Below are 12965 nucleotides of genomic sequence, written 5' to 3'. Positions count from 1 at the left end.
TACGCATGCGCGTGACGATGCGGGAGGTGGCCGATCGGGCCGGCGTCTCGATCAAGACCGTCTCGCGTGTCGTGAACGGTGAGCCGCACATCCGGCCGGAGAAGGTGCGGCGGGTGCACGCGGCGATCGACGAGCTCGGCTGGGTCCCCAACCGGGCCGCCAGGGCGCTCAGGACCGGGCTGGTCGGGGTGGTCGGCATCGCCGTCACCGAGCTGCGCCGCCCGTATCTCGCGGGTCTCGTCGAAGCGCTCGTCACCGAGGCGGATCGCTGGGGCCTGCTCGCCGCGGTCGAGCCGACGCACGGCGATCCGGCCAGGCTGGCGGCGGTCCTCGCCGCCCGGGGCAAGACGTTCGACGGCGTGGTGCTGATCGGTCCGGCGGCGCTGATCGGGCCGGCCGGGCCCACGGTGCCGGTCGGTCCCGCCTTGCCGGGCGGGCCGGTGGTGCCGGTCGGCGACGGGCTGGACGATCGCCCGGTGGTCGTCGTGCAGGGCGGCGCCGCCGAGGTGGATCGCATCGAGGTGGATCGCGTCGGGGAGGACGTCGCGGAGGCGGCGGCCCTGATGGCCCGCCACCTCGCCGTCATGGGCCGGTCCCGCCCGGCCCTGCTCGGCGCGCACCAGGACGAGCTGCGCGCCGCTCTCGCCGCATCCGGCCCGGAGGCCGTGCCTTGCGCGGAGCTCGGCGAGGTGGCCGACCGGCGCGCGGGCGCGCGGGCCGCCGTACAGGTGCTGGAGCGGCACCCCGACGTCGACGCGCTGCTGTGCGTCAACGACGAGGTGGCGCTCGGGGCCCTCGCGGCGCTGGTCAAGCACGGAGTGGACGTTCCTGGGCGGGTGGCGGTCGCCGGTTACGGCAACCTGGAGGACGGACGGTTCTCGACGCCGTCGCTCACCACGATCGACCCCGGGCCGGCCCGGCTGGCGCGCAGCGCGCTGGAGCTGCTCGCCGATCGGCTGGCCGGCACGGCGCCGCGACAGCCGCGGGCGGTCGTGTCGCCGGTCGAGCTGATCCGGCGTGAGTCCACGCTCGGCCGGGACGCCCGATGAAGCGCCCGACGCTCGCGGACGTCGCCGCGCTGGCCGGGGTCTCGGCCAAGACCGTGTCCAACGTCCTTCTCGGCCGGCCGCACGTCTCGGCCGCCACCCGGGCCAGGGTGCGGGCCGCGGTCGAGGAGGTCGGCTACGAGGCGGGACACGTCACGAGCCAGGCCGGACGCGGGCTCGCCTCCGGCCGGACCGGCCGGATCGCCGTCGTGGTGCCGAACCTCTACCAGCCGTACTTCGCGGAGAACGCCGAGCGGCTCATCCTCGCCCTGGCCGAGTGCGGGTTCACCAGCACGCTGCGGATCGCCCACGGCGGGGCCAGGGAGCGCGACGCGGTGCTCGGCGTGACGACCGCCGACGTCGACGGCGTCATCATCTGCCCGCACCACCTGTCGGACGAGCTGCTCGCCGATGCCGCGCCGCGGCGCCCGGTGGTGGCCCTCGGCGGCGCGCCGACCGAGACGCTCGACTGCGTGCTGATGGGGGAGCACGCGGGCTTCCTGGCGATCACCCGGCATCTGCTGGCCGCCGGGCGGCGCCGACCGGCGTTCGTGTGGAACGGTCCGGCAGGCGCAGTTCCGACCGGCGACCGATATTCCGGGTTCGTCGCCGCTCTGGAAGAGTACGGCATCGAGCACGACCCCTCGCTCGTCGCCTACAGCTCCGACTGGGACCGCAGGGCCTCGGGTTACGAGGCGATGGTGGGGCTGTTGCGCCGCTCCGGCCCCAGGTTCGACGCGGCGGTCTGCGTCAACGACACGATCGCCGTGGGCGTGCTGAAAGCCCTGCGCGCGCACGAGATCCGCGTCCCCGAGGACGTCGCGGTCACCGGCTTCGACGACACGGACGAGGGGGAGTTCACCATCCCGTCGCTGTCGTCGGTGAGCCCTGACCAGGGCGAGATGGTGGCCGCCGCCGTCCACCTGCTCATCGAGCGCCTCGACGGCTACGACGGCGCGGCCCGGCAGGTGCACACCGGCGTGCACCTGCTCATTCGCGACTCGTCCGCGCAGGTCTGACCCGCTCTCCACCCCTTGGGCCGGTCTGTCGCGCCGTTGATTGTCTTGTCATTGACAACGCTGAATGGCCGCCCCTAACATCGCTGAAACATTTACCGAGATCTCGGTCACACCCTCCGTCCCCCCCTCAGGAGGACCGCATGGCCACCTCACCCGGCCTGTCCCGCCGGACCTTTGTCGTCGCGGCCGGCCTCACCGCGCTGGCGGGCTGCTCCGGCAAGAGCTCCACGGGCGATCCGAACACGCTGCGGATCGCGGTGAGCAAGCATCCGTTGACCAAGCCGTTGAGCACGATGGAGTGGCCCAAACAGCTGGAGAAGATCGCGGGCGTGAAGATCCAGTGGCAGGAGATCTCGGCCGACTGGGACCAGAAGAAGTCCACCATGCTGGCGGCGGGCGACGTGCCGGACCTGATCATCGGCACGAACGCGATCACGAACGCCGACCTGGGCACGTATCGGACGCTGTTCGAGAACCTGGCCGACGACCTGGACGCGCTGCCGAACGTGAAGGCGTTGTTCGCGGCGAAGCCGCAGCTGAAGTCGATGGCCACGCTGACCACGGGGGAGATCTACTCGATCCCGGGCTACAAGCGGTTCTGGCCGACGACCGTCACCCACCAGTACATCAACAAGCAGTGGCTCGACCGGCTCGGCCTGAAGGTCCCGACCACCTGGGACGAGCTGTACACCGTGCTCGTCGCGTTCAAGGAGCAGGACGCGAACGGCAACGGTGACAAGGACGACGAGATCCCGATGGACTGGTCGCCGGTCGGCACGGGCGGCTTCGGGTACTTCCAGCCCAGCGCGCTGCTCGGCAGCGTCGGTCTGCCGATCGCGGGCGGCGGCGGCCAGGGCTATTTCCTGGAGGACGGCAAGGTCGGCAACTTCCTCGTCGACGACCGCTACAAGCGGGTGATCGAGTTCCTCCACCGCTGCTACGCGGCGGGCCTGATCAGCAAGAACGTCATGACGCAGGACTACTCGGCCTACCAGGCGGTCGGGCGCGGCTCCGGGAAGGTGGCCAAGGTCGGTTTCAGCTGGGGCTGGACGGCCAGCGACCGGTTCGGCGCCGAGCTGGCCGACCAGTACGTCGCGATGCCGCCGCTGCTCGCGGAGGCCGGCCAGACGACCCCGGTGACGTGGACGTACGACTCCAACGGCGAGAACTTCCCGTCGAACCAGATCGTCGTGTCCGCCAGGACGGGCAACAAGCAGGCCGCGCTCAAGATCGTCAACGCCTTCTACGACAAGGAGATGTCGCTGCAGGTGCTGTGGGGCGACCTCGGCAAGTACGTCAAGAAGGTCAGCGACACCGAGTACGAGGTGCTCCCGCCGGCCGACCCCAAGGTCGACCCGTCGACCTGGAAGTGGACGGTCACCATCGCGGACAACGGCCCCGTCTGGATCCGCGACGACATCGAGGTGAAGCTGCCGGCCGACCTGGACGAGGCCGTCGAGCAGACCAAGCCGCTGCAGAAGGCGCTGGCGAACATGGACCCGGACAAGGACGTCTACCCGTTCCAGTTCATCCAGATGAAGCCGGACGACACGAACCAGCTGGGGCTGAACAACACCACGATGCTCAACACGGCGATGACGAAGTTCGCCGAGTGGGTCACCAAGGGCGGCGTCGAGGATCAGTGGGGCCAGTACGTCCAGCAGGTCCAGAACGCCGGCCTGCAGAAGAACATCGACATCTACCAGCGCTACTACGACGAGTACGTGAAGACCCGCTGATGGCGCGATCGCTCGTCGTGGCTCCCAAGCAGCATGTCAGGCGCTACTGGCAGCTGTGGCTCATGGTCCTGCCGGCCATGGGGTTCGTGGGCCTGTTCATGTACGTCCCGATGTACGGGATCCAGCTGGCCTTCCGGGAGTTCGACTTCGCCGCCGGCCTCACCGGCGGCGAATGGGTCGGCCTGAAGTACTTCCGGCAGTTCTTCGACAGCCCGCTGTTCTGGCCGCTGCTGCAGAACACGTTCGTCATCGCCTTCACCACGCTCGTGGTGGGGTTCGTCGCGCCGGTCCTGCTGGCACTGATGATCAACCAGATCGCCGGCGGGCGGCGCAGGAAGGTCATGCAGACGGCGACGTACCTGCCGCACTTCATCTCGATCGTGGTCATCGTCGGCATGTTGCAGGCATTCCTCAACCCGACCACCGGACTGCTCACCCGGGTCCTCGCCGTCTTCGGCCTGGACGGGGTGAACTTCCTCGGCGACACCGCCGCCTTCGTACCGGTGTACGTGATCTCCGACGTGTGGCAGCACTGCGGCTGGAACAGCATCATCTACCTCGCCGCGCTGTCGCGGGTCGACCCCCAGCTGTACGAGGCGGCCAGGGTGGACGGCGCGAACCGGCTGCAGCTCATCCGGCACGTCGACGTCCCGAGCATCGTGCCGACCATGGTGATCCTGCTCATCCTCACCATGGGCGGCGTGCTGAACACCGGCTTCGAGAAGGTGTGGCTGATGCAGAACAACCTGAACCTGCCGGTCTCCGAGGTCATCGCGACATACGTCTACAAGATCGGCATCTTCAGCACGCAGTTCAGCTACGCCACCGCGATCGGCCTGTTCAACACGGTCATCAACTTCGTGTTCCTGATCGCCGCCAACGCGATCGCCCGCCGCGTGTCGAACTGGAGCCTGTGGTGAGCGCCAAGATCCGCAACAGGACCCCGGCCGACGTCCTTTTCACGCTGGCGCTCGGCGCGATCTGCGTCGCGGTCCTGTTCGCGGTGGTCTATCCGGTCTACTTCGTGGTGATCGCGTCCGTGAGCAACCCGTCGCTGATCTCCACCGGCGAGGTGTGGCTGTGGCCGAAGGGCGTGAACCTCTTCGGCTACCGGGAGATCTTCAACGACGAGCGGATCTGGACGGGCTACCGCAACACGCTGCTCTACAGCGTGGCCGGGACCGCGCTGAACCTCGTCGTGACCATCCCCGCGGCGTACGCGCTGTCCCGGCCGGAGTTCCGTCCGCGGCGGATCCTCATGTTGTTCTTCGTGTTCACGATGTTCTTCAACGGCGGCCTGATCCCGACGTACCTGCTCTATCGCGATCTCGGCCTGCTGGACAACTGGCTGGTGTTCGTCCTGCCGTCGGCGGTGAACGTCTACAACCTCATCATCGCCCGCGCGTTCTTCGAGCACTCGCTGCCGAAGGAGCTGTTCGAGGCGGCGTTGATCGACGGTGTGTCCTACCTGCAGTATTTCGCCAGGATCGCGCTGCCGCTGTCGAAGGCGATCGTCTCGGTCATCGGCCTGTACTACCTGGTCCAGCACTGGAACGACTTCTTCACCGGCATGGTGTTCGTCCGGGACAACGCGCTGCAACCGCTGCAGATCGTGCTGCGTGACATCCTGCTGTCCAATCAGGCGTTCGCCGGCGGCGTCGGAGCCTCCGGAGGCAGCGGCACCTCCTACGACCAGCAGTACGCCGACCAGATCAAGTACGGCGTGATCGTCGTCTCCAGCCTCCCCGTCCTGGTGCTCTACCCGTTCCTGCAGCGCTACTTCGAGAAGGGCGTCCTCATCGGGTCGGTGAAAGGCTGATGAGACGCGTCCTCACCTGGCACACGCGGGCGGGCGAGGTGGGCCTGCTGCTGGTCAAGCTGCACCTGCTGTGGGTCGTGTGGAGCCTGGCCGGCGGCATCGTGCTCGGCGCCTTCCCCGCGACGGCCGCCGTGTACGGCGTCGTCCGCGGCGAGCTGCTCGGCTCGCCTCGCGAGTTCCGCCGGCTCTGGCGGCAGGAGTTCCGCACCGCCAACGCGGTGGGCTACGTCTTCGCGGCGGCCTGGGCGGTGCTCCTGCTGGACCGGCGGCTGCTGGAAAGCACCGACCTGGGCGTCGTCGAGCCGTTGCTCGGCGCGCTGCTCTGGCTGACCACGCTGTTCGTGTCGTGCATGACCGTGAACATCTGGATCCTCGCCGCCCATTTCGCCGAAGGGCCGCTCGCGCTCGTCCGCCGCAGCGCGATCCTCGTCCTCGCCCGCCCGCTCCAGGCGCTCGTCACGCTGCTCGTGGTCGGCGTGATCCTCTGCGCGTACTACCTCGTCCCGGGGCTGGTGCCGGTCTTCGGCGTCGCCGTACCGGCCTTCGCCTCCTTCGCCTACGTCTGGGGCACCGCGGTCCTCCCCAGGGCCCCGGGCTCATCTCACGAAACCTCGTTGGGAACACCATGACCATGACCTCTGCCGCCGCCCTGCGTCGCGAGCCGCTGCCGCTGACCGCGGTCACCATCGACGACGAGTTCTGGGCGCCGCGCCGTGAGCTGATCCGTACCCGGACGCTGCGGCACCAGGAAGGCCAGCTGCGCCGGCCGGGAAAGCAGTTCGACGCGCTGGGCCTGTCCTGGCTGCCGGGGGACCCGGACGAGCCGCACATCTTCTGGGAGAGCGACGTCGCCAAGTGGATCGAGGCCGCCAGCCACTGCCTGGCCACCACCGACGACCCCGAGCTCGACCGGGCCGTGGACGAGGCGATCGAGCTGCTGGCCGGGGCGCAGCAGGACGACGGCTACCTCAACGTGTACTTCACCGTCGTCAAGCCGGGGGAGCGGTTCACCGACCTGCGTGACGCCCACGAGCTGTACTGCGCCGGCCACCTCATCGAGGCGGGCGTCGCCCACTTCGAGGCGACCGGCAAGACCCGGCTGCTCGACATCGTGCGCCGCTACGCCGACCTGATCGACACCGTCTTCGGCCCAGAAGGCCCCTGCGCCGGCGGCTACGACGGGCACCAGGAGATCGAGCTCGCGCTGGTCAAGCTCTACCGCGTGACCGGTGAGCCCCGTTACCTCGACCTCAGCCGGCGGCTCATCGACCGGCGCGGGGAGCAGCCGTACTATTTCGAGGCCGAGCTGGAGCGCCGCGGCACCCCCGGCTACTTCGGCACCAGGCTCCCCGAGCGGCCCGCGGACCTGCGGCGGTTCCGGGAGTACAACCAGAGCCACCTGCCGGTGGCCGACCAGGCCGAGGCCGTCGGCCACTCGGTACGCGCCATGTACATGTACAGCGCGATGACCGACCTGGCCGGCGAGTACGACGACGACCGGCTGCTCCAGGCCGTGCGGCGGCTGTGGACCGACGTCACCACCAGGAAGCTGTACATCACCGGCGGGATCGGCTCCGACCCCCGCATCGAAGGCTTCGGCCCCGGCTACGACCTGCCCGACGCCCACGGCTACGCCGAAACCTGCGCCGCGATCGGCCTCGTCCAGTGGGCGCGGCGGATGAGCAACCTCACCGGCCACGGCCACTACGTCGACGCCCTCGAACGCGCCCTGTACAACGGCGTCCTCAGCGGCGCCTCCGCCGACGGCACCCGCTACTTCTACGGCAACCCCCTCGCGAGCGACGGCACCGTCGCCCGGCAGGACTGGTTCGACTGCGCCTGCTGCCCGCCCAACCTCGCCCGGCTGCTCAGCGAGCTCGGCCGCTACGTCTACGCCCAGGGACCCGGCGAAGCCGTCGTCAACCTGTACGTGGCCGGCACCGCCCGCTTCACCCTCGCCGGCGGTGCGGTCACCCTCCGCCAGGACACCGCCTACCCCCGGGAAGGCAGCCTCGCCGTCACCGTCACCCACGCCGACGACGACGAGATGGAGTTCGCCCTGGCCGTCCGCATCCCCGGCTGGAGCCGCCGGCTCACCGTCACCGTCAACGGCGAGCCCGTCCACCAGCCCGTCCTGCGCGACGGCTACTGCACGGTCTCCCGCCGCTGGCGGGCCGGCGACGTGGTCGAGATCGACCTCGGCATGGAGGTCCGCCGCACCTGGGCGCATCCCGCCGTCGCCGCCACCGCCGGCAAGGTCGCCCTCGAACGCGGTCCCATCGTGTTCTGCCTGGAGGGCGTCGACCACGACGGCGCCGTGCACGGCCTCGCCCTCGCCCGCGACACCCCCGTCCACGTGGTCCCGGACGAGCGGACCGGCGTCGCGACCCTGCGCGCCGACGCCACCGCTGAGGCCGCCGGCGACGACCGGCTGTACGGCGACCGTCCGCCGGCCCGGCGGAGCGTCATGCTGACCGCCGTGCCCTACTTCTCCTGGGCCAACCGCGGACTCTCCGACATGACCGTCTGGATCCGCGAGGGCGGGGAGTGAAGGAGAAGAATTTCGGAAGCCTGCGCTGCGACGCTTCTCGCGTAATCGAGCGAAGGCAGGTTCTCATGCGAAACAAGATCTTGAGAGTGCTGGTCCCGGCGACCGCCCTGGCGATGGCCGCGGCAATCGGTGCCAGCGCGCCCGCGAGCGCCGGCGTCGGCTACATCAAGAGCACCCACCGGACCCTCGCGGAGTGCGAGAAGGCCGGCTACAAGTACTCCGGGGACCACGAATACTGGGACTGCCACTGGGACAGCCCGTTCTGGGCGCTCTGGGTCCTGAAGTAACCCACCAGATCCCCTTCCGACGGGCTTTTCCAGTCCGCTCTGCGGCACGATCATCACTCGCTAGCATCACAGCGGGGGAACCGTGACGTGAAGGGGACACATGGTAGCGGAGGTACGGTTCGCGCTTCTCGGGCCGGTGTCGGTCGACGGGCCCGACGGGCCGATCACGCTGGGCTCGCCGAAGCAGCGGACCGTGCTGGCCGCCCTGCTGCTCGACGCGAACCGTACGGTGTCGAACGACCGGCTCGTCGACCTGATCTGGGGCGAGCGGGCGCCGCGTACGGCTGTCGCGCGCCTGCAGGTCTACATCCACGAGCTGCGGGCCCTGGTCGGCAAGGAGCGCATCAGCCGGGTCGGCGCCGGCTACCGCATCCACGCCGGGGTGGACGAGCTCGACCTGCACCTGTTCGAGCGGTACAGGACCACCGCGCGCGCCGACGCCGAGGAGGGGCGCCACACCGAGGCCGTGGCGCGCTTACGGGCGGCGGCAGGGCTGTGGCGGGGGCCCGCCCTGGCGGGGACCGGTGCCGCGCTGATCCACCAGGAACGCCCGGGCCTTGAGGACCGGCGGGTCTGCGCCCTGGAGGAGCTGTACGACGCGGAGCTGGCGGCCGGCCGGCACGCCGAGATCGTCGGCGAACTGCACACGGCGGTGGCCGACCACCCGCTGCGCGAGCGGCTGCTGGGACAGCTCATGCTGGCCCTGCACCGGTGCGAGCGCCGCGCGGAAGCGCTGGCCGTGTACCGGGACGCGAGACGGCGGCTGGTCGACGAGCTGGGCATCGAACCCGGCCGCCCCCTCCGCCAGCTGCACCAGCGGCTCCTGCAGGACGACGAACCTGACTCCTCGGGGCAGGGCACGCCACTCGCGCCTTTCGCCGCGCGGCCGGCCGAGTTACCCAGGGACGTGCCCGAGTTCGCCGCCCGCGAAGCGGAGCTGGCGTGGCTGAACGAGTGCCTGGGCGGCGGCGACGGCGTGTGCGTGCTGAGCGGCACGGCCGGCATGGGCAAGACGGCCCTCGCGCTGCACTGGGCGCACCGGGCCAAGGACCGCTTCCCCGACGGCCAGCTCTACATCGACCTGCGCGGCTACGACGCGGACCACGAGCCGCTGACCACGACGGCGGCCCTGACCCGGCTGCTGGTCTCGCTCGGCGTCGATCCCGAACGGGTGCCGGGCGGGTTCGAGACCCAGCTCGGCCTCTATCGTTCGCTGCTCGCGGGGCACTCGTACCTGCTGGTCCTGGACAACGCCCGCGCGGCGGCCCAGATCGAGCAGCTCCTGCCCCCGAACGGCGTGGCGCTGGTGACCAGCAGGCACCGGCTGGGCGAGCTGGTGGCGTTCGCGGGCGCCAGGCAGCACTCGCTCGGCCCGCTCTCCGCCGAGGACGGCCGGGCGCTGCTGGACGGCGTGCTCGGGCCGGCGGGCGGTCCGGCCGAGTCGGACGCGCGCGGCGAGCTGGTGCGCGTGTGCGGCGGGCTGCCGCTCGCGCTGCGCATCGCCGCCGCGAACGCCGCCGCCCGGCCCGCGGACGGCACCGCGGCGGTCGCGGCGGAGCTGGCCGCCGGCAACCCGCTGGCCGGGCTCACCGTGGACGGCGCCAAGCACAACACCGTCACCGTCGCCTTCTCCGCCTCCTACCGCGTGCTCGCCCCGGCGGAGCAGCGGGTCTTCCGCCTGCTCGGGCTCGTGCCCGGCCCCGACGTCACCGTGGCCGACACGGCGGCGGCCACCGGCCTCCCCCTGGCCGCGGCGCGTGCCTCACTCCAGTCCCTGGCCGCGGCGCACCTGCTCGAACACCACGTCACCGATCGGTACCGCTTCCACGACCTGGTCCGGCTCTACGCGGTGGCCGAGGCCGGGCGCGACCCCGAGCGTGAGCCGGCCTGGCATCGCCTGTTCGGCCACTACCTGGAGCTGGGCGCCGCCATCGCCGCCCGGTGCGCGCCCGGCGAGTTCCTGCTCCCCGGCCCGCACGCGGACGTCCGTGAGCCGTCGTCCCCCGAGGCGGCCGACGTCATCAATCTGATGGCCGCGCTGATGCGCGCGATCGAGCGGGATCCCGGCCCGGCCGCCTGGCGCCTGGCCGACATGGTCCGCGCCGTCTGCGCCCGTACCGGACGCATCGGGGAGTGGATGGAGATCGCGCCGACCCTGCTGGAGGCCGCCTCCGCCCACGACGTGCCGGCCGTGACCGCCATGCTGCACACCGGCATGGGCGACGGCCTCTTCCGCGTCGGCCGCCGGGAGGAGGCCGTCCGGCATCTGGAGCAGGCCGTCCGCATCGCCCGCGAGAGCGGCGAGCGGGAGGGCGAGGCGGCGGCCAGGATGGGGCTGAGCTTCGCGCGCGCGTGGACGGGCGACCTCGCCGAGGCGATGGCCGAGAACGTACGGGCCGAGCAGCTCTTCGGCGAGCTCGGCTCGGTGCCCGGGCACGTCCGGGCACTGCACGCGCTCGGCAACCAGTATCACCACCTGGGCCGGCTCGACCTGGCCGAGGAATACTGCAGGAAGGCACTCGCGCTGAGCCGCCGCCACAACCTGCCCTACGCCGAGGGCGCCGATCTGCGGCAACTGGGCGCCGTGCTCCTCGACCAGGGCAGGTACGGCGAGGCGGAGACGTGCCTTCGGCAGTCGGTCGCCCTCATCACCTCGATCGGCGGCCACGGCGCGGCCACGACGCAGGTCTGGATCAGCCGGCTGCACTGGGAGAACGGCCGGTGGGCGCAATCGCGGGAGGAGGCGCTGGAGGCCCTGGACGTGTGCCGCGGCCAGGGCGACCGGCTGGTGGAGGCGGCGGCGCTGATCGCCCTGGCCGACGCCGGCGTCCGCCTCGGCCTGACCGAGGAGGCCGCGGACAGCCTGGACCTGGCCGGCGACCTCATCGACGCGGGCGGCCTGAACTGGCATCTGGCCTACGGCTCGCTGGCCCGTGCCCGGCTGCTGGACGCCTGTGGCGACCACGAGGGCGCCGTCCGCCATGCGCTGCGGGGGCACGCCGCGGCGTCCGAGAACACGTACCGGCTGCCGGAGCTGGCCGCGCTGACGGAGCTGGCCAGGCTGGAACGGCGGCGCGGCGACCGCGAGGCGGCGGCCTACCGGGCCGGACAGGCTCTGCGGCTGTGCCGGCAGATCGGACACGCGCCGTGCGAGGAGAAGCTCGCGCCGCTGCTGAAGGACGAGCTGTGAGGCGGTGTGCCGGCGTGATCGGATCGGCTCTTGCGCCTGGTGGATGATGTTCGGGTGACAATTCCGGCAAACGGCACTCGGCGGATGCCCGTCGGGCTCATCGCACTGACCCTCGGCAGCTTCGGGATCGGCCTGACCGAGTTCGTGATCGCGGGCCTGCTTCCGCAGGTGAGCCTGAGCCTGGCCGTGTCCGAAGCCGCGGCGGGGTGGCTGATCTCCGGATACGCGCTGAGCGTCGCGGTCGGCGCGATCGTGGTGACCGCCGCCACCGGTGGACTGCCCCGCAAGCCGGTCCTCGTCGGGCTGGTGGCGCTGTTCGTCGCCGGCAATCTCCTGTCCGCCGTCGCGTCCGGCTATCCGATGATGTTGCTCGGACGCGTCGTCGCCGCCCTGTGTCACGGTTCGTTCTTCGGCATCGGCTCGCTCGTCGCCCGGCGCATGGTTCCCGCGGAGCGGGCGTCGAGGGCGGTGGCGGTGATGTTCGCCGGGCTGACCCTCGCGAACGTCCTGGGCGTGCCGTTCGGCGCCCTCGTCGGCGAACGCTGGGGCTGGCGCGCCACGTTCTGGGCGATCACCGTGATCGGCGTGATCGCCCTGGTCGCCATCGCGGCGCTGGTGCCGGGCTGGGCCGGCGCGGTGGACCGCGCGCACCCCTCGGCGGCGTCCGGCCTGAACGGGCTGCGGGTCCAGCTCCGCGCGTTCCGCTCCGCGCAGGTCTGGCTGACGCTGGCGGCCACCGCGCTCGGGTACGGCGGGATGTTCGGCGCGTTCAGCTACATCGCCTACACCTTCACCCGGATCACCGGCTTCTCCAGCGCCGACGTGGCCTGGCTGCTCGTCGTGTACGGCACCGGCCTGGTGATCGGGAACCTGGCCGGCGGGCGGGCCGCGGACGTCAACCGGGACCGCACGCTGATCCTCTCCCTGGCCGGCCTCGCCGCGACGCTCACCGCGTTCGGGCTGCTGGCCGCCAGCCCGGTCGCGTCGGTGGTCCTGATCTTCCTGCTGGGCCTGTTCGGGTTCGCGAGCGTGCCCGGCCTGATCACCCGCGTCACCGACCACGCCGGCGGGGTCCCGCTGGCCGCCAGCGCCAACGTGTCGGCCTCCAACGTCGGGAACGCCCTGGGCGCCTGGCTCGGCGGCCTGACCATCAGCGCCGGCCTCGGCTACACCGCCCCGCTGTACGCCGGCGCCGCCATCGTCCTGGCCGGCCTCGTCGTGATGACGATCAGCGCGCGACAGGCTTCGGACGTCGGTGGGCTCTCCCCGGACACGACGCCCACGAGCTGACCATTGCCGGCTCTTGGCTTCATC

The 12965-nt window shown here is 71.2% G+C and carries 10 protein-coding genes; all 10 read left to right on the top strand.

Translation table 11 applies throughout. The annotated features are described in order from the left end of the window. The first annotated feature begins 5 nt into the window (after positions 1 to 5). The 10 genes from ABZS69_RS19775 (at position 6) to ABZS69_RS19730 (ending at position 12941) form a co-directional block, all read left to right on the top strand. Positions 6 to 1049, top strand: coding sequence for a LacI family DNA-binding transcriptional regulator (locus ABZS69_RS19775; RefSeq protein ID WP_355374090.1), 1044 nt, complete (start codon positions 6 to 8; stop codon positions 1047 to 1049). Next, on the top strand, positions 1046 to 2065 hold the full coding sequence (locus tag ABZS69_RS19770) for a LacI family DNA-binding transcriptional regulator (RefSeq protein WP_355374087.1): 1020 nt from the start codon (positions 1046 to 1048) through the stop codon (positions 2063 to 2065). Before ABZS69_RS19775 ends, ABZS69_RS19770 begins: the two co-directional genes overlap by 4 nt. 140 nt (positions 2066 to 2205) lie before the next feature. Then, positions 2206 to 3804 carry a hypothetical protein gene (locus ABZS69_RS19765; RefSeq protein WP_355374085.1) on the top strand — a complete coding sequence of 533 codons (1599 nt, stop codon included), beginning with the start codon at positions 2206 to 2208 and terminating at the stop codon, positions 3802 to 3804. Then, complete coding sequence (locus ABZS69_RS19760) at positions 3804 to 4724, top strand: ABC transporter permease subunit (RefSeq protein ID WP_355374083.1); 921 nt, start codon at positions 3804 to 3806, stop codon at positions 4722 to 4724. The genes ABZS69_RS19765 and ABZS69_RS19760 overlap by 1 nt, the downstream gene beginning before the upstream one ends. Next, positions 4721 to 5623: a carbohydrate ABC transporter permease gene (locus tag ABZS69_RS19755; RefSeq protein WP_355374081.1), complete on the top strand. Its 903-nt coding sequence runs from the start codon at positions 4721 to 4723 to the stop codon at positions 5621 to 5623. The genes ABZS69_RS19760 and ABZS69_RS19755 overlap by 4 nt, the downstream gene beginning before the upstream one ends. Then, positions 5623 to 6252, top strand: coding sequence for a DUF624 domain-containing protein (locus ABZS69_RS19750; protein ID WP_355374078.1), 630 nt, complete (start codon positions 5623 to 5625; stop codon positions 6250 to 6252). The genes ABZS69_RS19755 and ABZS69_RS19750 overlap by 1 nt, the downstream gene beginning before the upstream one ends. Next, positions 6249 to 8174 (top strand): beta-L-arabinofuranosidase domain-containing protein, encoded by a 1926-nt coding sequence (locus tag ABZS69_RS19745; protein WP_355374075.1) that lies wholly within the window; start codon positions 6249 to 6251, stop codon positions 8172 to 8174. Before ABZS69_RS19750 ends, ABZS69_RS19745 begins: the two co-directional genes overlap by 4 nt. Before the next feature lie 65 nt (positions 8175 to 8239). Beyond that, positions 8240 to 8461, top strand: coding sequence for a hypothetical protein (locus tag ABZS69_RS19740; RefSeq protein WP_355374073.1), 222 nt, complete (start codon positions 8240 to 8242; stop codon positions 8459 to 8461). Between the two features lie 100 nt (positions 8462 to 8561). After that, the gene (locus tag ABZS69_RS19735) at positions 8562 to 11651 is read left to right on the top strand and encodes a BTAD domain-containing putative transcriptional regulator (protein ID WP_355374070.1); all 3090 of its coding nucleotides are present in this window, start codon (positions 8562 to 8564) and stop codon (positions 11649 to 11651) included. Positions 11652 to 11705: 54 nt separating this feature from the next. After that, entirely contained in the window at positions 11706 to 12941 is a 1236-nt protein-coding gene (locus ABZS69_RS19730) for an MFS transporter (RefSeq protein ID WP_355374068.1), read from the top strand. Positions 12942 to 12965 lie beyond the last annotated feature (24 nt).

It is taken from the genome of Nonomuraea sp. NPDC005650 (assembly GCF_040605375.1).
GTDB lineage: Bacteria > Actinomycetota > Actinomycetes > Streptosporangiales > Streptosporangiaceae > Nonomuraea.
Note: the sequence above shows the minus strand (reverse complement) of the source record. Positions and strands in the feature narration are given on the sequence as shown.

Coding starts and splice junctions, on each gene's coding strand:
- ABZS69_RS19765 (WP_355374085.1), top strand. CDS start 2,206: ATGGCCACCTCACCCGGCCTGTCCCGCCGGACCTTTGTCGTCGCGGCC.
- ABZS69_RS19735 (WP_355374070.1), top strand. CDS start 8,562: ATGGTAGCGGAGGTACGGTTCGCGCTTCTCGGGCCGGTGTCGGTCGAC.
- ABZS69_RS19760 (WP_355374083.1), top strand. CDS start 3,804: ATGGCGCGATCGCTCGTCGTGGCTCCCAAGCAGCATGTCAGGCGCTAC.
- ABZS69_RS19745 (WP_355374075.1), top strand. CDS start 6,249: ATGACCATGACCTCTGCCGCCGCCCTGCGTCGCGAGCCGCTGCCGCTG.
- ABZS69_RS19775 (WP_355374090.1), top strand. CDS start 6: ATGCGCGTGACGATGCGGGAGGTGGCCGATCGGGCCGGCGTCTCGATC.
- ABZS69_RS19750 (WP_355374078.1), top strand. CDS start 5,623: ATGAGACGCGTCCTCACCTGGCACACGCGGGCGGGCGAGGTGGGCCTG.
- ABZS69_RS19770 (WP_355374087.1), top strand. CDS start 1,046: ATGAAGCGCCCGACGCTCGCGGACGTCGCCGCGCTGGCCGGGGTCTCG.
- ABZS69_RS19740 (WP_355374073.1), top strand. CDS start 8,240: ATGCGAAACAAGATCTTGAGAGTGCTGGTCCCGGCGACCGCCCTGGCG.